The organism is Embleya sp. NPDC020630 (assembly GCF_044334985.1).
GTDB lineage: Bacteria > Actinomycetota > Actinomycetes > Streptomycetales > Streptomycetaceae > Embleya.
On sequence record NZ_JBIRUB010000024.1, the window covers coordinates 89,541 to 108,727 of the forward strand.

General features: G+C 71.8%; 16 protein-coding genes and 1 pseudogene. 10 read left to right on the top strand and 7 right to left on the bottom strand.

Annotation, left to right across the window (positions count from 1 at the left end):
• Positions 1-178: 178 nt before the first annotated feature.
• From ACH4XV_RS41725 to ACH4XV_RS41735, 3 genes are all read right to left on the bottom strand, one after another.
• Positions 179-364 (bottom strand): YbdD/YjiX family protein, encoded by a 186-nt coding sequence (locus tag ACH4XV_RS41725; RefSeq protein ID WP_395798709.1) that lies wholly within the window; start codon positions 362-364, stop codon positions 179-181.
• Positions 365-390: 26 nt separating this feature from the next.
• Positions 391-2,457, bottom strand: a complete 2,067-nt coding sequence (locus tag ACH4XV_RS41730; protein ID WP_395798728.1) for a carbon starvation CstA family protein — start codon at positions 2,455-2,457, stop codon at positions 391-393.
• 193 nt (positions 2,458-2,650) lie between these two features.
• Positions 2,651-2,899, bottom strand: coding sequence for a DUF3311 domain-containing protein (locus ACH4XV_RS41735; protein WP_395798711.1), 249 nt, complete (start codon positions 2,897-2,899; stop codon positions 2,651-2,653).
• 184 nt (positions 2,900-3,083) lie between these two features.
• On the opposite strand from ACH4XV_RS41735, the gene ACH4XV_RS41740 reads away from it, so the two are divergent.
• The 6 genes from ACH4XV_RS41740 to ACH4XV_RS41765 all read left to right on the top strand — a co-directional run bounded on the left by ACH4XV_RS41740 (position 3,084) and on the right by ACH4XV_RS41765 (position 9,729).
• A complete protein-coding gene (locus ACH4XV_RS41740; RefSeq protein WP_395798713.1) occupies positions 3,084-4,658 on the top strand; it encodes a sodium:solute symporter in 1,575 nt (524 codons plus the stop codon).
• Entirely contained in the window at positions 4,655-5,278 is a 624-nt protein-coding gene (locus ACH4XV_RS41745; RefSeq protein ID WP_395798715.1) for a sigma-70 family RNA polymerase sigma factor, read from the top strand. The genes ACH4XV_RS41740 and ACH4XV_RS41745 overlap by 4 nt, the downstream gene beginning before the upstream one ends.
• Complete coding sequence (locus tag ACH4XV_RS41750; RefSeq protein ID WP_395798716.1) at positions 5,275-5,556, top strand: hypothetical protein; 282 nt, start codon at positions 5,275-5,277, stop codon at positions 5,554-5,556. Before ACH4XV_RS41745 ends, ACH4XV_RS41750 begins: the two co-directional genes overlap by 4 nt.
• A gap of 380 nt (positions 5,557-5,936) precedes the next feature.
• The gene (locus ACH4XV_RS41755; protein WP_395798717.1) at positions 5,937-7,451 is read left to right on the top strand and encodes a discoidin domain-containing protein; all 1,515 of its coding nucleotides are present in this window, start codon (positions 5,937-5,939) and stop codon (positions 7,449-7,451) included.
• Positions 7,452-7,480: 29 nt separating this feature from the next.
• Positions 7,481-8,773: an MFS transporter gene (locus ACH4XV_RS41760; protein ID WP_395798718.1), complete on the top strand. Its 1,293-nt coding sequence runs from the start codon at positions 7,481-7,483 to the stop codon at positions 8,771-8,773.
• Positions 8,770-9,729 (top strand): hypothetical protein, encoded by a 960-nt coding sequence (locus tag ACH4XV_RS41765; protein WP_395798719.1) that lies wholly within the window; start codon positions 8,770-8,772, stop codon positions 9,727-9,729. Before ACH4XV_RS41760 ends, ACH4XV_RS41765 begins: the two co-directional genes overlap by 4 nt.
• 17 nt (positions 9,730-9,746) lie before the next feature.
• Here ACH4XV_RS41765 and ACH4XV_RS41770 read toward each other — a convergent pair whose 3' ends face one another.
• Both ACH4XV_RS41770 and ACH4XV_RS41775 read right to left on the bottom strand, forming a co-directional pair.
• Positions 9,747-10,436, bottom strand: coding sequence for a class I SAM-dependent methyltransferase (locus tag ACH4XV_RS41770; protein ID WP_395798720.1), 690 nt, complete (start codon positions 10,434-10,436; stop codon positions 9,747-9,749).
• 73 nt (positions 10,437-10,509) lie between these two features.
• Positions 10,510-11,499, bottom strand: a complete 990-nt coding sequence (locus ACH4XV_RS41775; protein WP_395798721.1) for an ArsR/SmtB family transcription factor — start codon at positions 11,497-11,499, stop codon at positions 10,510-10,512.
• A 181-nt stretch (positions 11,500-11,680) separates the two neighbouring features.
• Between ACH4XV_RS41775 and ACH4XV_RS41780 the strand changes: the two genes are divergently transcribed.
• Positions 11,681-12,937: an alpha/beta hydrolase gene (locus ACH4XV_RS41780; protein WP_395798722.1), complete on the top strand. Its 1,257-nt coding sequence runs from the start codon at positions 11,681-11,683 to the stop codon at positions 12,935-12,937.
• Positions 12,938-13,093: 156 nt separating this feature from the next.
• Here the strand turns inward: ACH4XV_RS41780 and glpK are convergent, their stop codons facing one another.
• The gene (gene glpK / locus ACH4XV_RS41785; protein ID WP_395798723.1) at positions 13,094-14,620 is read right to left on the bottom strand and encodes a glycerol kinase GlpK; all 1,527 of its coding nucleotides are present in this window, start codon (positions 14,618-14,620) and stop codon (positions 13,094-13,096) included.
• Between the two features lie 52 nt (positions 14,621-14,672).
• Positions 14,673-15,383: an MIP/aquaporin family protein gene (locus ACH4XV_RS41790; protein ID WP_395798724.1), complete on the bottom strand. Its 711-nt coding sequence runs from the start codon at positions 15,381-15,383 to the stop codon at positions 14,673-14,675.
• A 389-nt stretch (positions 15,384-15,772) separates the two neighbouring features.
• Here ACH4XV_RS41790 and ACH4XV_RS41795 point away from each other — a divergent pair, with 389 nt between their 5' ends.
• From ACH4XV_RS41795 to ACH4XV_RS41805, 3 genes and pseudogenes are all read left to right on the top strand, one after another.
• Positions 15,773-16,540 carry an IclR family transcriptional regulator gene (locus ACH4XV_RS41795; RefSeq protein ID WP_078973984.1) on the top strand — a complete coding sequence of 256 codons (768 nt, stop codon included), beginning with the start codon at positions 15,773-15,775 and terminating at the stop codon, positions 16,538-16,540.
• Between the two features lie 199 nt (positions 16,541-16,739).
• The gene (locus ACH4XV_RS41800; RefSeq protein ID WP_395798725.1) at positions 16,740-18,314 is read left to right on the top strand and encodes an FAD-dependent oxidoreductase; all 1,575 of its coding nucleotides are present in this window, start codon (positions 16,740-16,742) and stop codon (positions 18,312-18,314) included.
• A 313-nt stretch (positions 18,315-18,627) separates the two neighbouring features.
• Positions 18,628-19,095 (top strand): annotated as a pseudogene (locus tag ACH4XV_RS41805) (RNA polymerase sigma factor); the annotation flags it as partial.
• Positions 19,096-19,187: the final 92 nt, after the last annotated feature.

Below are 19,187 nucleotides of genomic sequence, written 5' to 3' on the forward strand. Positions count from 1 at the left end.
CGGGGCGAACACACCTGCCCGCGACGAACGTTCACATGTCGCTTACATATCGGTCACATGCGCAACAGCACGAGAGCGCATCGATTCGGACTAATTTTTTCTCGCCGGAGTCGACCGAATACCCGAAAGGGCGGTGTCGACGCGTGTCGACACCGCCCGTCCACCCACCGTCGGCGCCTCAGCAGCAGCGCGTCTGCGGCCGCTCCTCACGTCGCCGGGTCCGCCAGGACTCGTACTCGCGTCGGGTCGGCGCCGGTCGGTCCGGATGCTCCCGCAGGTGTCGCCGGCGGTGACGCTCGTAGTCCGCGTCGCCGGAGATCTCCCGCAGGTACCACCGCACCCACCCGAACACCCGCCCGGGCACGTGCCGAAGATCCCGGGCCCGCCGCGTCACGAGCGTCCCGCCGCGTCGCCGGCCCCGGCGCCGGCGAGCGCCCGATCCCCGGCCGCGCCGCCCGGCCCGAGGTCCAGGGTGGACTCGACCCACGGCGTCTCGGTGGTGGGCAACGATCCTCCGGCACGGATCGCCCGCACGCACACCACGGCCGCGTTGGCGATCACCAGTGCGATCAGCACCAGGAAGATCGCGATCAGCACGCCGTCGACGGTGGAGTTCAGCACCACGGTGTGCATGTCGTCCATGTTCTTGGCCGGGCCGAGCACCTTGCCCGCGTCGATCGCGTCGGCGTAGCGGTCGCGTTGCGCGAAGAAGCCGATGCGGGGGTCGTCGGAGAAGATCTTCTCCAGGCCGGCGGTGTACGTCACCGCGACGTCCCAGGCCAGCGGGACGCCGGTGACCCAGGCCCAGCGCAGCTTGCCGGACTTGACCAGCACCGTGGTGGCGACGGTGAGCGCGACGGCCGCGAGGAGTTGGTTCGCGATGCCGAACAGCGGGAAGAGCTGGTTGATCCCGCCGAGCGGGTCGGTGGCGCCGGCGTACAGGAAGTAGCCCCACAGGCCGACCACCGCGGCGCTGGTGATCCAGATGCCGGGCTTCCAGTCGACCCGGCCGATCGGCTTCCAGACGTTGCCGAGCATGTCCTGGAGCATGAACCGGCCGACCCGGGTGCCGGCGTCCACCGTGGTCAGGATGAACAGCGCCTCGAACATGATCGCGAAGTGGTACCAGAACGCCTTCATCCCCGAGCCGCCGAACACGTCGGCGAAGATCTCCGACATCCCGACGGCGAGCGTGGGCGCCCCGCCGGAGCGGGCAATCAGGGTCTTCTCCTCGACCGCGTGGGCCGCCGCGCGCAGGTCGTCGGGGGTGATCGTGAAGCCGAGACCGGCGACCGCGTGCGACGCGCTCTCCGCGGTGGCGCCGAGCACGCCGGCCGGGGCGTTCATCGCGTAGTACAGGCCCGGGTCGATCACACACGCGGCGATCAGCGCCATGACCGCGACGAACGACTCCATCAGCATGGCGCCGTAGCCGATCATCCGGACCTGCGACTCCTTGCGGATCAGCTTCGGCGTGGTGCCGGAGGCGACCAGCGCGTGGAACCCGGAGAGCGCGCCGCAGGCGATGGTGATGAACAGGAACGGGAACATCGTCCCGGCGAACACCGGCCCGGAGCCGGAGCCGGCGAACGAGCTGACCGCGTCGGTCTTCATGTTCGGCGCGGCCACGAGCACGCCGATCGCGAGCAGCACGATCGTGCCGACCTTCATGAACGTGGACAGGTAGTCGCGCGGGGCGAGCAACAACCACACCGGCAGCACCGAGGCGACGAAGCCGTAGCCGATCAGGCAGAACACCAGGGTGGTCGGGCTCCAGGTGAACGCGTCGCCGAGCGCGGTGTCCTCGATCTGCCCGCCGCCGACGATCGCGGCCAGCAGCAGCGCCACCCCGATCACGCTGGTCTCCAGGACCCGCCCCGGGCGCAGGTAGCGCAGGTACACGCCCATGAACAGCGCGATCGGCACGGTCAGCGTGACCGAGAAGGTACCCCAGGGCGAGTCGGCCAGCGCGTTGACCACGACCAGGGCCAGCACCGCGAGCAGGATGATCATGATCACGAACACCGCGATCAGCGCCGCCGCGCCGCCGACCCGGCCGATCTCGTCGCGGGCCATCTGGCCCAGGCTCTTGCCGTCCCGACGCATCGACAGGAACAGCACGACCATGTCCTGCACGGCACCGGCGAAGATCACCCCCACGACGATCCAGATGGTGCCGGGCAGGTAGCCCATCTGCGCGGCGAGCACCGGGCCCACCAGCGGTCCGGCGCCGGCGATCGCGGCAAAGTGGTGGCCGAACAGGACCCGGTGGTCGGTGGGTTGGTAGTCCACGCCGTCGTCGAGGCGTTCGGCCGGGGTGGCGCGGGTGTCGTCGGGCTCCAGGACCCGGCGGACGATGAAGCGCGAGTAGAAGCGGTAGGCGATCGCGTACGAGGCGACCGCGGCGAAGATCAGCCAGACGGCCGAGATCTCCTCGCCGCGGGCCAGCGCGACCATGCCCCAACCGGCCGCCCCGATCAGGGCGACGACGGTCCAGATCAGGATGGTCTTGGCGTTGTATGCAAAGTCGCCGGAGTCGTTGGGATCGGAGTCGTCTGGACGGGGGCTGCGGGTCTCGGTGGCGGACACGCGTACTCCTGTTCGAGCGGGGGAGGGACGGGCGAACGAGCCGGCGGCGCGCCGGACCGGGTCAGGAGTGGTCCCGGTCGGGGCGGCGGCGGAGCAGCAGGTGGGCGCAGAACATGGCGATCGCGCAGCCGGGTACCCAGGCGAGCTGATACCAGTAGAAGAACGGGACACCGGCCAACTCCGGTCCCCGACGCGCGTACCAGGGCACCCACAGCAGCGCCGTGACCGGTGCCGCGAGGAGGGCGCCGGCCGCGATCCGGCGGGTCGCGCCGGTGCGTCCGGCGGCGTGCGGGGGTTTCTCCCCGGTCATGTCGCCTCCTGTGGTCGATGCCGCGGACCGACGGATCGTCGGTCTGTGGAAGAGTTGCGCGGACCGGCGATTCGGTTGACAGCCGATTTCCGGCGGATTCGCGCGTGTTCGCCGATGCCGGGTCCGGTACGCTCGCGCAACCTGTGGGCAAGGGCGCCCCACGTGCCGAGGCGGACGGTGACGGATGATCGACGGGGCCACGACGGCCGCCTTCCTGATCGTCGTCGGCGGCGCGTCGCTACTGGCCGTGACCGCACCGAGGCTGCACCGCAACGACGACCTGCCGTCGCTGGAGCGGTGGGCGCTGGCCGATCGTGGTCTGGGCCCGGTGTGGACCTGGTTCCTGCTCGGCGGCACGATCTTCACCGCGTACACCTTCACGGCGGTGCCGGGCCAGGTGTACGGGCGCGGGGCGAGCGCGTTCTTCGCGCTGCCGTACACGGTGATCGTCTGCCCGCTGGCGTTCGTGCTGCTCCCCCGGTTGTGGGCGGTGGCCCGACGACACGGCTATGTGACGGTGGCGGACTTCGTCCGGGGCCGGTACGGCTCGCCGGCGTTGGCCCTGGTGGTCGCGCTGACCGGGATCCTGGCCACGATGCCGTACCTGGCCCTGCAGGTCCTGGGCATCCGCGCGGTGCTCTCGGCGGCCGGGTTGCAGGCGCGCGGGGCGGTCGGGGACGCGGCGATGGTGGCGCTGTTCGCCGGGTTGGCGATCGCCACCTACCGGCACGGGTTGCGGGCGCCGACGGTGATCTCGGCGTTGAAGGGGCCGGCGGTGTTCGTTTCCGCCGCGGTGGCGGTGGGGTTCGTACTGGCCCGATTCGGCGGGCCCGGGCCGATGTTCGAGGCGGCCGATCGGCGGCTGGCCCGTTCGGGTCCGGATGATGCCTCGTTGGTGCTGAGTGCGCATCAGCAGGGCGGGTTCGCCACGCTGGCGCTCGGCTCGGCACTGGCCCTGCTGCTGTATCCGCACGTGCTGACCGCCGGTTTCGCCGCCGCCGGTCCGCACACGCTGCGCCGGGTGTGCGTGGTGCTGCCCGCCTGGACGGCAGTGCTCGCGATGTTCGGGGTGTTGGGCATCGCCGCGCTGGCGATGGCGGTGGACGCGCCGCCGGGCGCCGCCGAGGCGGCGGTTCCGCTGCTGGTGGACCGGCTGCTGCCGGCCTTCCCGGCCGGGCTGGTGTTCGGCGCGATCATCGTGGGCGCGCTGGTGCCGGCGGCGGTGATGTCGATCGCGGCGGCGACCTCGTTCACCCGCAATGTCTACGTCGCGTACTTCCAACCCACCGCCACCCCCAAACGCCAGACCCGGGTGGCCCAGGCGGTGTCGCTGATCGCGAAGGTGGGCGCGGTGGCGTTCGTCTTCGGGCTGCGCGACCAGGCCGCGATCAACCTGCAACTGCTCGGCGGGGTATGGATCCTGCAGATTTTCCCGGCGGTGGTGATCGGCCTGTTCACCCGGCGCCTGCATCATCGGGCGCTGCTCGTCGGCTGGGCGGTGGGCATGCTGGCCGGCACCGTCGCGGTGGTCCGGGAGGGCTTCGTCTCGCTGGTGCGCGTCGAGGTGGGCGGTCACGGCGGGCAGGTGTACGCGGGGCTCGGGGCCCTGGCCCTCAACCTCGCGGTCACCCTGGTCCTGACCGGGGTGTACGACCGGTTCGGCGCGGCGCGCGGCGCGGACACCACGGCGCTGCCGGCGCGCCTGGCGGTACGTTCGGCCCTGTGGCGGGCTCCGGGGAAGGGGGCGAACGGTTCGTGAAGCGGATCCGACGCGACACCCCCGAGGCCGCGCCGCCGACGCACATCCCGGCGCAGGATGCCGCTCCCCCGGCGCCTCCCGTCGCCTCGACCCAACCGGCCCCTGCGACCCGACTCGCTCCGGATCCGGCCGGGTCGGATCGGGAGGCCCAGGTGGCGCGCCTGTTCGACCTGCACTACCCCTCGATGCTCCGGCTCGCCACGCTTCTGGGCGCGGACGACCCGGAGAACATCGTGGCCGAGGCCTACTACGAGATCTACCGCAAGTACCGGAAACTGCGCACCCCCGACGCCGCCGCGGCCTATCTGCGGTCGGTGGTCTGCAACCTGACCCGGATGCGAATACGCCACCTCCAGGTCGCCCGCCGACACGTCGAGGACCGGATCGACACGGTGGCCTCGGCGGAGACCTCGGCGCTGCTGCGCGACGACCAGCGGGCGCTGATCCGCGCGCTGCGCGCACTGCCCGCCCGCCAGCGCGAGGCATTGGTACTGCGCCACTGGTTGTGCCTGAAGGAGAAGGAGATCGCGGCGACCATGGGCATCTCAGTCGGTTCGGTCAAGACGCACACCGCGCGTGGGCTGGCCGCGCTCACGCACGCGATGGAGGTACGGCGATGAGCAACTCCCCCGGCGCCGACGGTCGCACGGCCGATTCGCCCGACACCGAGCACCTCCTGCGCGAGGCCCTGGAGACACTGGCCGGCGAGGTGCACCCGGCCCCCGACGCGTATCGCGCCGCGCACGACGACTGGCAGCGCCGCGAACGCCGCCGTCGGCTGATCCTGGCGAGCCTGGTCATCGCCGTCTTCACCCTGGCCGTCGTGCTCGGCCTGCTGGTCCTCAACCACGCCCCCACCGGCCCGGGGCCCATCCCCCACCAACCGCCCTCCCCGTAGCGGATATCCGGCGTGCGGGCAGACGATCCGTCGCCGGCTCGCGACCGACCGAAGTCTTGTTAGTAAAGTTTCCTAACAAGTATTGACGCGGCGCGCGGCACCTTGGGATCGTCGGGCCGACGGTCGGGCCGGAGCCTGCGTCGGCATCCCACGACGGCGCACCCCCGTCGTGTTCCGGCCCGAACGAGCGCACCACCCTGCCCGGTTCAGGCTCGACGACGATCGGCTCCTCACCACCGGAGGACGACGTGCACCTGCCCCAAGCTCTGCGCCCCAACCGCCGAAGGCCGCCATCCCGGGCCTTCCGACACGCTCTGCCCAGGTCTTCCCGATCCCGTGGATTCGCCGCGATCGCGGCGGTCCTGGCCCTGCTCGCCGCCGTGCTCACGTTCGGCGAAACCGCCTCCGCCGCCGAGGTGTTGCTCTCGCGCGGCAAACCCGCCACCGCCTCCTCGACGGAGAGTTCCTCCTACGGCGCGGCCAAGGCCGTCGACGGCAAGTCCGACACCCGTTGGGCGAGCAAGGAGGGCTCCGGCGCCCAGTGGCTGAGCGTCGACCTCGGCTCCGACGTCCCGATCTCCCGGGTGCGGCTGAGCTGGGAGGACGCCTACGCCAAGGGGTACCGCATCGAGGTCTCGCCGGACGGCGCGTCCTGGACCAAGGTGTATTCCACCTCGGCGGGCGACGGCGGCACCGACGACATCGGTTCCCTGGCCACCCACGGCCGCCACGTGCGCGTTTACGCGTCCACCCGCGGCACCGACTACGGCTACTCCCTCTGGGAGTTCGAGGTGTTCGGCGGCACGAGCGGCCCCGACACCACCGCACCGAGCACACCCACCTCGCCCAAGGTCACCGGCACCACGCCCACCGGCGTCTCGCTGGCCTGGACCGCCTCCACCGACAACGTCGGCGTGACCGGATACGACATCCTGCGCGACGGCGTCGCGGTCGGCACCAGCGTCGGCACCACCTACACCGACACCGGCCTGACCACGGGCGTCTCCTACTCCTACACGATCCGCGCCAAGGACGCGGCCGGCAACCTCTCCGCACCCAGCGCGGCGGTGATCGGCACGCCGCAGGGCGGGAGTTCGTCCTTCACCGTGGTCGCCGCCGGGGACATCTCCGACCCGGGCTGCACCGCGAGCCAGGAATGCGGCGCCCAGCAGACCGCACGCCGGGTCGAGGCGATCAACCCGGACGAGGTGATCACCCTGGGGGACAACCAATACGACACCGGCAGTCTGTCCGACTACCGCAAGTACTACGACACCACCTGGGGCCGGTTCAAGGCCAAGACCCACCCCGCCCCCGGCAACCACGAGTACGACGACAGCACCCCGGAAGCCGGATACAAGGCATACTTCGGCGACCGCGCCACCCCCAACGGCACCACCTGGTACAGCTGGGACCGCGGCGGCTGGCACTTCATCGCGCTCGACTCCGAGCAGTCCATGTCCTCCACCTCGGCGCAGCTCAAGTGGCTCAAGGCCGACCTGGCGAACAACACGCAAGGTTGCGTGGCCGCCTACTGGCACAAGCCGCTGTACAGTTCCGGCCCGCAGGCGGACAAGGTCAGCCAGACCGCGTGGCAAATGCTCTACGACGCCCACGCCGACCTGATCCTGAACGGGCACGACCACCTGTACGAGCGCTACGCGCCGCAGAACCCCAAGGCCAAGGCCGATCCCGCCGGCGTGCGTGAACTGCTCGTCGGCACCGGCGGCGCCGATCCCTACGACTTCGAATCCCCGCAGCCCAACAGCGAGAAGCGGGTGACCGGTTCGCCCGCCGTGCTGAAGCTGACCCTCACCGACAGCACCTACTCCGGCCAACTCGTCCGCTACGACGGCACCCAACTCGACTCCTTCGGTCCGGTCACCTGCCACTGACCCATCCGCCCGGCCTCGGAGGATCGCCCGTGTACATCGCCGCCACCCGGCGCGCGGATCAGGCCGGTGGGCGCACGGCGGTCGGGACGTCGCGGGGATTCACCCGCAACGTCCCGGCCAACGTGCTCGCCCTCGGCGCCGTCAGCCTGGTCACCGACATCTCCGCCGAGATGGTCACCGCGGTACTGCCCACCTACCTCGTCCTGACCCTGGGACTGAGTCCGCTGCAATACGGCCTCCTGGACGGCGGCTGGTTCGGCGTCACCGCCATGGTCCGCCTGCTCGGCGGCCAGATCGCCGACCGTACCCGGCGCCGCAAACTGGTCGCGGGCACCGGGTACGGACTGTCCGCCGTGTGCAAACTCGGCCTGCCGCTGGTCGGTTCATCCGTCGCCGGGCTCGGCCTGGTCCTGGCGGCGGACCGTACCGGCAAGGGTCTGCGCACCGCGCCACGCGACGCGCTGATCACGTTGAGCACCCCGACCCCGCACCTGGGCCGGGCGTTCGGCGTGCATCGCGCGATGGACACCGTCGGCGCCTTCCTCGGCCCGCTCGCCGCTTTCGCCGTGTTGTGGACCACCCACGACGCCTACGACGCGGTATTCGTGGTCTCCTTCTGCGTCGCCACGTTCGGCGTGCTGCTGTTGATGCTGTACGTCCGCGACCATCGCGAACCGGCGCCGCCCCGGCGCGCGGCCTCGCTCCGGGCCGCGTTCGGCCTGCTGCGCCTGGCACCGTTCCGCCGCACCTGCGTGGCCGCCGCACTGCTCGGCCTGCTCACCGTCGGCGACACGTTCGTCTACCTCGTCCTGCAACGCGGATTCGACATCCCGCTGCGCTACTTCCCGCTGCTGCCGCTGGGCACCGCCGGGGCGTTCCTGCTGCTCGCCGTGCCGATCGGCCGGCTCGCCGACCGCGTGGGCCGCTTCCGGGTCTTCCTCGGCGGCCACCTCGCGCTGCTCGCCGCGTACCTGGTCGCCGCCGCGCCCACCGGCGGACACGCGTCCGGGACCGCGTCACGGTGGGCGGTGCTGCTCGTGGTACTCGGGCTCCAAGGCCTGTTCTACGCGGCCACCGACGGTGTGCTGATGGCCGCGGCCGGGCCGCTGCTGCCGATGCACCTGCGCACCAGCGGGCTGGCCCTGCTGCAGACCGGACAGGCCGGTGCCCGGCTGTTGTCCTCTGTGGTCTTCGGCGCGGCCTGGACCCTGTGGGGCGCGGGCCCCGCGCTCTACGCCATGGGCGCCGGACTGGCCGGCTGCCTGCTCCTGGCCCGGCGGCTGCTGCCGTCGGCCCCGCTCGACCCGGAGGTGACCGGATGAAGCGCGCGCTCGCCCTGGCGCTGGGGCTGTTGGTGCTGGTCGGCGTGGCGGTCGGCTACTCGACCTTCGCGGCCGACCGCAACGAGGAGGCGACGGTCGAACGCCGCCCGCTCGACCTGACCGCACGCGGGCGGTTGGTGTTCGTCGACACGAACCGCGCCGGCGGACACCGCACCGTGGCCGACACCGGCCTCGACACCCCCGCCGCCGCCCGCGTCGACAGCGGACTGCGCTGCGAACGTTTCGCCGTCGGCGCGGGCACCGGCGTCTGCCTCCAGACCCGGGGCGGCCCGCTGCCCGGCACCGACGCGCTGATCGTCGACGCCAACACGAACGTCAAACGCCGTATCGAACTCGCCGGCACCCCCAGCCGGGCCCGGGTCTCCGCGAGCGGGAACATGGTGTCGTGGACGGTGTTCGTCTCCGGCGAGTCCTACAACAAGACCGGATTCTCCACCTGGACCGGCATCCTGGACACCCGCACCGACTACACCCTGATCAACATCGAGGCCATCCCGTTGACCGTCGACGGCAAGCCCTACCACTCCCCCGACGTCAACTACTGGGGCGTCACCTTCGCCGCCGACGACAACCGCTTCTATGCCACGGTCGGCACGAAGGGCCACACCTACCTGGTCGAGGGCGACTACGCCAACTGGGAGGCGCACGCCATCCGCGACGGCGTCGAATGCCCCTCCCTGTCCCCCGACGGCACCCGCATCGCCTTCAAGAAGCGCTCCGGCAAGTCCACGTGGCGACTGCACGTCCTGGACCTGGCCACGATGCGCGAAACCCCGTTGGCCGAACACGCGAACGTCGACGACCAGGCCGCCTGGCTCGACGACAACACCGTGATGTATGGCCGAGACCGCAACATCTACGCCGTGCCGGCCGACGGAACGGGCAGCCCGCGTCTGCTCGTCACGAAGGGGGCGTCACCGACACTGCTGCGCTGAGGGGTGGCCGAGGTCGGTCACGACGCCGGCAAAACCCGCACCCAGGTGCGGTGTTCGTCCAGGTAGGCGTCCACCACCAGGTCGGACTCGGCGAGGGCCGCCTCGAACTCCGGGTCCGTGAGCGGCCGGGAGCGGAACTCGTGCGCCCACCGCATACCGTCGAACTCGTACTCGATCCGCATCGCGTTGACCCCGTCGCCGATCGGCTCGGCGGCGAGGATGTGCACGGCGCCCCGGGGGTGTTCGTTGACCCGGGGCAACTCGTCGTGCCAGCCGCGGCCTTCGCGCTGGATGAGCACCACCCCGTCGTCGGCCACGTGGTTCCGACAGGTGTCGAGCATCGCCTTGCGCACGTCGGCCTCGGCCTGGTGCACGAGGTAGGAACCCAACAACACGACGTCGAAACGCTCGTCGAGCCGCAGATCCTCGATCGTGGACAACACCGTCTTCGCCCCGCGCACCCGATCGAGCATCTCCGGCGACTCGTCCACCGCTGTCACCTCCCACCCCCGCTCGACCATGGCATGGGTCACCCGTCCGGCCCCACACCCGAGTTCGAGCAGTCTGCGCGCCCCCTCCCGGGCCCCGAGCGCGATCATGTCCGGCTCCTCGCGCACCGGCAACATCCCGTACATCTCCACGGCGCACCCGTCCGGCGTGAATGCCCCGGGCCCCTCACCGCGAAATCCCTCACGAATACGCGCCATGACCGATCCCCTTCCCCCGAACGGCCCTCGGCCGCCCACGAAACGGACACCAACCCGCCCACCCAAACCGCTGTCACCCGGGACTGTCAACGGTTCGCAGACCGTGCCGGCCGATCAACAGCGTTCCGACCGGAGTGCGTTCGTGGCGGACCGCGCGACCGATGCGGGTGGTGGTGATCAGGCCGGCGGCGCGTAGGGCCGCGGTGTGTTCGGAGACGGTGGCGTTGCTCACCCGCAGGCGGCGGGCGAGGTCGCCGGTGGTGTGGCCGGCGGCCAGCACGCACAGGATGTCGGTGCGGGTTCGGCCGAGCACCGCCGCGAGCGCTTCCGCGGTGTCGGCCGGGCCGGTGGGGGTCGGCGGCAGGCCGGGGCCGGCGGGGTAGGTGACGGCCACCGGGCGGTCGGGCAGGTCGGAGATCAGCGGGTAACCGCTCCAATGGAAGGTGGGCTGGAGCAGCAGGCCGCGCCCGCCCAGCGGGATCTCCCGGGCGGCGGGGGCGGCGAACTCCCAAACGTCCTCGCGCAGTCGGCTGCCGGGCACGAGGTCGGCGAGGGTCGGGCCGAGGCCGTGCTCGGCCATACCCAGGGCGTGGCGGGTGAATTCGGCCCGGTGCAGGTCCTGGACCACGGACCACACCGGGGCCAACACCGCCTCGTAGGCCGCGTGCCGGGCCCGGCGCAGGATGCGCCAGGAGTGCTCGTCACCGCGGTGCAGATCGCGGATCCACGCCGGCGCGGCGCTCGGGTGCGGGGCGTACACCCGTTCCAGCTCGGCCCGCACCGTCTCGGGGCGGGTGGTGCGGATCGTGTCCAGGCCCTCGGTCAGCGAGTCGGCGAACTCGTCCAGGAAATTCGGCGCCACCGGACCCGGCACCAGGTCCCCGAACGGTTCGGCCGCCGCCGGCAGGGCCCGGAGCAGGCGTTGCCGCCAGGTGCCGAGCAGGAGCGCCTCGTCCGGGCGGAACATGCGCATCAGGGCCACGTTCAGCTCAAGCAGCGGGGCCGGCCGCGGCGCGAACCTGATCCGGCCGAAGTCCGCGGCGGTGAATCGGATCCGGAGCATTACCCCTCCTGTCGGTGCGGCGCCATCCTTTCGGCCTCGGCCGCAAAGCTCGTGTGCGGCTCCCATCGGATGCCAACCTTCGGGTCCTGCCCCGAATTCGGCCACGAGCCCGCCGAAGCCGCAATTATGCAGGTCACCGGGCACTCCGGGCGACCCGGGTAGGGCGACACGAGGAGGATCCATGGTGCACGAAGCAGGTCCCGCGATCGGGCGGCGAAGCATCCTCGGGGCGGCGATTCCGGCCACCGCGCTGCTCTTCGCGGGCGGCGTGGTCCGGGCCCGGCCCGCGCGGGCACAGTCGGGCGACGCAAACCCGTCGGTGCCCGGCGAGCTGCGACTGCCCGCGCCGACCGGCCCACATCCCATCGGCACGACCACGCTGTATCTGGTCGATCGATCCCGCACCGACCCGTGGGAGCCGATCGCGGTCCGGGAGATGATGATCACCGTGTACTATCCGGCGCGCGGTGTGGCCGGGCGGACCGTCGCGGCGCAGTTGCCCGACGCCGCCGCGCGGGAGTTCGCGATCGCCGGTCCGCTGAGCCATCCGCAGTTGCCGTCGACGGGGGTGGACTGGGCGGCCACCCGTACCCACTCCTACATCGACGCACCCGCGCAGACCACGCGGCGCCCCGTGCTGCTGTACAGCCCCGGCGGCGGCGATCCGCGCGGGATGGGCACCGGGCTCGCCGAGGAACTGGCGAGCCGGGGCTACGTGGTGGTGACCATGGACCATCCGGGGGACGCCGCGGTGGTCGAGTTCCCGGTCGATCCGGCGGGGCGGGACCGGGTGCGGTGGACCGTGTTCCGGTTCGATCCCCGCAACGATCCCACGATCGCCGACACGATGATCGACACGCGGATCGCGGACACGAAGTTCGTCCTGGACCAGGTGGCCGTGCTCGCCGCGGGCGGCAACCCGGACCCGACCGGCCGCCCGCTCCCGGCGGATCTGCACCGGGTGTTGGATCCGCGCCGGGTGGGTGTGTTCGGCCACTCGGCGGGCGGTACCACCGCGGCCGAGACGATGGCCGAGGACCGCCGCGTCGCCGCCGCGATCAACCTGGAGGGCTATCTGGACCACCCGCCCCGAGTGCCAGGACAGGTGGGCGAGTTGTACCCCATCGCCCGCGACGGGGCCGATCGGCCGCTGCTGCTGATCGACACCGACGGCTTCCCGGAGCACGCCGTGTTGGAGCGTTCCTGGTCGGCGCTGCTCGACCACTCCGGCCACCCGATTCCCCGGCGGCGGATGCGGTCGTCGGCGCACTCCGTGTTCACCGACTACGCGGCCATCGCGCCGCAGTTGGTGGCGTCGGGCCGGATGACGGCGGCCGACCGCGACACGCTGGTCGGCGCGATCGCCCCGACCCGGTCGATCCCCACGGTCCGCCGGCACGTGCACGGGTTCTTCGCCCGGCACCTGCCGACGCGCTGACGCCGCACGCCCGCCGGCGCACCGACGTCCGGCCCGGCCGGGCCGGCGATGCGCGGCGGTGCGGCGACCCCGGCGCCGATCACGCGCCGGGGTCGCCCCGCCCGGGTCGGCCGCGCACCGGCCCGGGTCACCGCCTTCCGGTCGGTCGGGAGGTGTTCAGGACGTGCGGGGGCGCGCGTCCGGCTCCTCGACCCAGTCCATCGTCCGGTCCACCGCCTTGCGCCAGTTGCGGTAGCCGCGCTCGCGCGTGGCCTCGTCCATCCGCGAGGTCCACTCCGCCGCACGGTGCCAGTTCGCCCGCAACGAGTCGAGGTCGGGCCAGTAGCCGACCGCGAGACCCGCGGCGTACGCGGCGCCGAGCGCGGTGGTCTCGGCCACGAACGGGCGGGCGACGGGAGCGTCGAGCACGTCCGCGATGGTCTGCATGAGCAGGTTGTTGGCGGTCATCCCGCCGTCCACCTTGAGCGTGGCCAACTCCACGCCCGAGTCGCGCTCCATCGCGTCCACCACCTCCCGGGTCTGCCACGCGGTGGCCTCCAGGACGGCCCGGGCGATGTGCCCCTTGTTCACGTAGGCGGTCAGCCCCGCGATCACCCCGCGCGCGTCCGAGCGCCAGTAGGGCGCGAACAGCCCGGAGAAGGCGGGCACGAAGTAGGCGCCGCCGTTGTCCTCCACGGTCAGCGCCAGCGTCTCGATCTCCGCCGCGGTGGCGATCAGCCCCATCTGGTCGCGCATCCACTGCACCAGCGAGCCGGTGACCGCGATCGAGCCCTCGAGCGCGTAGACCGGGGCGTCCTTGCCCAGTCGGTAGCCGACCGTGCTGAGCAGCCCGTGGTGCGACTGCACGATCCGCGGCCCGGTGTTGATCAGCAGGAAGCTCCCGGTGCCGTAGGTGCTCTTGGCCTCGCCGGGTTCGAAGCAGGTCTGGCCGAACAGCGCGGCCTGCTGGTCGCCGAGCGCGGAGGCGACCGACACGCCCTCCAGGACGCCCTTCGCGGTGCCGTACACCTCGGAGGAGGAGCGGATCTCGGCCAGCACCGAACGCGGCACGTCCATCGCGCGCAGGATCCGGTCGTCCCAGTCCAGCGTCTCCAGGTTCATCAGCATCGTGCGCGAGGCGTTGGTGACGTCCGTGACATGCACCCCGCCGTCCGGGCCGCCGGTGAGGTTCCACACCACCCACGACTCCATCGTGCCGAACAGGATGTCGCCCCGGTCGGCCCGCTCGCGCAGCCCCTCGACGTTGTCGAGCAGCCAGCGGATCTTGGGGCCGGCGAAGTAGCTCGCCAGCGGGAGGCCGGTCTCCACCCGGAAGCGGTCCTGGCCGACGTTGCCGCCCAGTTCGCGACACAGTGCGTCGGTGCGGGTGTCCTGCCACACGATGGCGTTGTGTACCGGAACCCCGGTATGGCGATCCCACAACACGGTCGTCTCGCGCTGGTTGGTGATGCCGAGCGCGCGGATCTGGTCCCGCCGCAGGCCGGCCCGGTCCAGCGCGCCGGCGACGACCGCCTGCACCACGCTCCAGATCTCGGCGGCGTCGTGCTCGACCCATCCCGGGCGCGGGAAGATCTGCCGGTGCTCGCGCTGGTCGACGGCGACGATCCGGCCGTCGGCGCCGAAGATGATGCAGCGGCTGGACGTGGTGCCCTGGTCGATCGCGGCGATGTACGTGTCGGACATGGCTCCTCTTCCGAAGGATCCGAGCGTGGGAGTGGGGTGGGGTGGGGGACGATCAGAAGGCGAGACGGTACAGGCCGCCGGCCGCGAGCCCGCCCAGCGTCGGGCCGACCACCGGCACCCACGCGTAGGACCAGTCCGAGCCGCCCTTGCCGGGGATCGGCAGGAACGAGTGGGCCAGGCGCGGCCCGAGGTCGCGGACCGGGTTGATCGCGTAGCCGGTCGGGCCGCCCAGGGACAGCCCGATGCCGACCACCAGGAGCGCGGTGATCAGTACGCCGGTGCCGGACAGCGCGAGCCCGTTGGTCAGGCCCTGGGTGAGGATGACGATGACCAGCACCATGGTGGCGATCGTCTCGGTGATCACGTTCTGGATCGGGTGGCGAATCTCCGGAGAGGTGGCGAACACCCCGAGTACCGGCTCGCCGTGTTCCCGGAACTGGCCGAGATAGGTCGCCCAGGCCAGCACGGCGCCGATCAGCGCCCCGGTGAACTGCCCGGCCAGGTACAGCGGCACCTTGTCCCACTCTCCCGTCTTGACCGCGATCCCGAGCGTGACCGCGGGATTGAGATGCGCACCGGACAGGGACACGCTCGCGTACGCGCCGGCCAGAACCGCGAAGCCCCAGCCGAAGGTGATCGCCAGCCAGCCGGCGTGTTGTGCCTTGGACCGGTTGAGCGTCACCGCGGCGCACACGCCGACGCCGAGTAGAACCAGGATGGATGTACCCAAGGTCTCGCCGACGAAGATGTCGCCGTTCGTCATCACTGAGCCCCTTCGTGAATGACACCGGTTGGCCGGCGGCGGAATGCGACGCCGGAATGGGAGACCGCGCCGGACGACACACGGCGCACCCCGGAAGCGCGCCGGTCACAACCATCGGCCGTCCCGGTTCGGTCTGCGGGATGACTAACGACTGGTGTTCGGGACCGGTACTCGATCGGCCCTCGACGGGTATTCGACTGGTATTCGACATTGACGACCGATGTCCGGCAGTGTTCTCTGCGGGTTGCGCCGCCGTCAAGAGTCGGTGAACATCTCGCCCTCGGCCCGACCGACGGCTGCCGCGGCGCACGGGGCGGGCCCGGGCCCGGCCGGCATGTTCGCGACCGCTGTTCTACATTGCCAACCTGATCTTCGACGGAGGAGTCGGTATGCCCGGTCCCATCCAGTCGCTGGAACGCGCAGCGGCGATCCTGCGGTTGCTCGCCGGCGGCGAACGGCGCTTCGGCCTGAGCGAGGTCGCGACCACCCTGGGTCTGGCGAAGGGCACCGCGCACGGCATCCTGCGCACGCTCCACCAGGAGGGGTTCGTGGAGCAGGACCCCAAGAGCGGCAAGTACCAGCTCGGCGCCGAGCTGCTGCGGCTGAGCAGTTCCTACCTGGACGTGCACGAGTTGCGCGCCCGGGCCCTGGTCTGGGCGGACGATCTGGCCCGCGGCACCGGGGAGAGCGTGCGGATCGGCGTGCTGCACAAGGGCGGCGTGCTGGTGATCCACCACGTCTTCCGGCCGGACGACAGCCGCCAGGTGCTGGAGATAGGCGCGATGTTGCCGCTGCACTCCACCGCGTGGGGCAAGGTCCTGCTCGCCCTCGATCCGGCCGCGCGCGCGGAGTTGGACGAGACCGACGCGGTCGCCTTCACCGCACGCACGATCACCGACCCGGCGGCGATGGACGCGGAGAGCGTCACGGTGCGCGAACGCGGCTGGGCGGGCGACGTCGAGGAATCGGTCCTGGGCCTGGCCGGGATCGCCGCGCCGATCCGCGACCGGCGCGGCACCCCGGTGGGCGCGGTGGGCATCAGCGGCGCCGTCGAACGTATCGTCGCCGACGGCGCGCCGCGGCCCACCCTGGTCGCCGCGGTCCGCGACGCGGCCCGCGCCATCTCGCGCGACCTGGGCGCGTCCTTCCCGTACTGAGCCCGCGCGCACCGCCTTCCCTGCGGGACCCGGCCTCGGCGCGCCCGTGCGGCCCCCGTTTCGACCGGTCGTACTTGACGCTGCCCCAAGCGGCCGGAAAACTGTCGTTCATCGTTCGACAATGCCGACCACCTAGGTTGGGTTCGGGACACGTCCCGCCCGCACCGCAGTAGCCGGCCGAGTGGAAATGAGACGCGTGATGAGCACCGCCACGGATCCGACCGTCCCCGCACGCGCCCACAGCCGGGCCGAACTCTCGCGCGGCACCCACGACCTGCTCGTCATCGGCGGCGGCATCCTCGGCACGGCGGTGGCCTGGACCGCGGCCCAGACCGGCCTGCGGGTGGCCATGGTCGACGCCGGCGACTTCGCCGGCGCCACCTCGTCCGCGTCCTCCAAGCTGGTCCACGGCGGCCTGCGCTACCTCCAGACCGGCAACCTCAAGCTGGTCGCCGAGAACCACCGCGAACGCCGCACCCTCGCCCGCGACGTCGCCCCACACCTGGTCCGCCCGCTGTCCTTCCTGGTCCCGGTCTACAAGGACGGCCCGCACGGCTCGGCCAAACTCGGCGCCGGCGTCTTCCTCTACTCGGCCCTGTCCGCGTTCGGCGACGGCATGGGCAAGGTGATCGGCCCCGACAACGCGCTCGAACTCGTCCCGGCCCTGCGCAAGGAGGGCCTGCGCCGCGCCGCGGTGTACGGCGACCACCAGATGAACGACAGCCGGGTCGCGGTCACCACGGTGCGCGCCGCGGTCGAGGCGGGCGCGGTGGTGCTCAACCACGCCGAGGTGGTCGCCCTGCGCAAGGACGCCGGCGGCCGGGTCACCGGCGCCGAACTGCGCGACCGCCTCGACGGCGCCGAATTCGGGGTGAACGCGCGCGTCGTGCTCAACGCCACCGGCCCGTGGGTGGACCACCTGCGCCGGATGGAGGACCCGGCCGCCGAGCCGAGCATCCGGCTGTCCAAGGGCGTACACCTCGTCCTGCGCCAAGAGCAGCCGTGGCGCGCGGCGTTGACCATCCCGATCGACAAGTACCGGGTGTCCTTCGCCATCCCGTGGGAGGAGCACCTGCTGCTCGGCACCACCGACGAGGCGTACGAGGGCGACCCCGGCAAGGTCTCGCCGACCGAGGCCGACATCGCGCAGATCCTGGACGAGGCGGGCAACGCCGTCGACCAGGACCAGCTGCGCCGCGAGGACATCACCTACGCCTTCGCGGGCCTGCGGGTACTGCCGGGCGGGGCCGGCGCCACCAGCGAGGCCAAGCGCGAGACCGTGGTCACCGAGGGGCGCGGCGGCATGTTGTCGGTGGCGGGCGGCAAGTGGACCACCTACCGGCACATCGGCCGTACCGTCATGGACAAGCTGGCCAAGGCCGGCGTGGTGGCACTGGAGCAGGACATGGCCACCCCGCTGCGCCGGGTGGCGCTGCCGGGCTCGGCCAACCCCGAGGCGGTGGCCCACCGGCTGCTCGGCGAGGCCACCGCCGAGGACGGCGTCGACCCGGCGGTGGCCCGACACCTGGCCTCGCACTACGGCAACCTGGCCTACGACCTGGCCGCGATGGTGCGCGCCGACCGCTCGCTCGGCGAGCGCATCCACCCCGACGGGCCGGACATCTGGGCCCAGGCCGCCTACGCCCGCGACCACGAGTGGGCGATGACGGTGGACGACGTGCTGCGCCGGCGGACCACGGTGACCATCCGCGGCCTGGACACCCCCGAGGTGCGGGCCCGGGTCGAGGACCTGCTGGCGGCCAAGCCACACTGATCCGCGTCACCTTCCCAGGGCGTGTCTTCAATCTCCCTTCGGGCTCCGCGGCGTGAGCGCAGCGAGGAGCCCGAAGGGCGGATGCCGTGCATCGGCGTGCCGGAGAAGCAGGTGCGCAGTGGTTCTATTCGCCTGTTTCTCCGGGGCGGCGAGGTGCGGTGCCGGGCGTCGTGGAGCCCGGCGGGAGATGGAAGACACGCCCTGGGAACTCGTCCGGCGATTTCCGTTATCCGCGTCGATCCTCGGCATCTCCCGAGCAGCGGATGGACGGGAGCGGGCCCGTCACGCCGGTCGAGAAAGTGGATGTGGCTACGTGGAGATCGAGCACGACATCGCCCTGGTCGTCGCCGCCCGAGGCGGTGACCTGCGCGCCCGGGACGAACTCGTCGCGGCCTGGCTGCCGTTGGTCTACAACATCGTCGGCCGGGCCCTCGACGGGCACGCGGACGTCGACGACGTGGTGCAGGAGACCATGCTCGACGCGCTCACCGGCCTCGGCGGGCTGCGCGACCCCGAGCGTTTCCGGTCCTGGCTGGTGGCCATCGCGATCAACCGGATCCGCCGCCGGCACGCCCGCCGCGCGTTCACCGCCCCGCTGGACGAGGCGGCCGGACACGCCGACCCCGGCTCCGACTTCGCGAACCTGACGATCCTGCGGCTGGGCCTGTCCGGCCAACGTCGCGACGTGGCGACCGCGACCCGGTGGCTGGACCCGGACACCCGCGAACTGCTCGCGCTGTGGTGGCTGGAGGCGGCCGGTACGCTCACCCGGGCCGAACTAGGCCGCGTATCCAGTCGTGATCAATGAGTGGTGTGGGTGAGGGCGTTGAGCCAGATCATTGCGGCGCGGAGGTGGAGGGCGGCGAGGTAGCT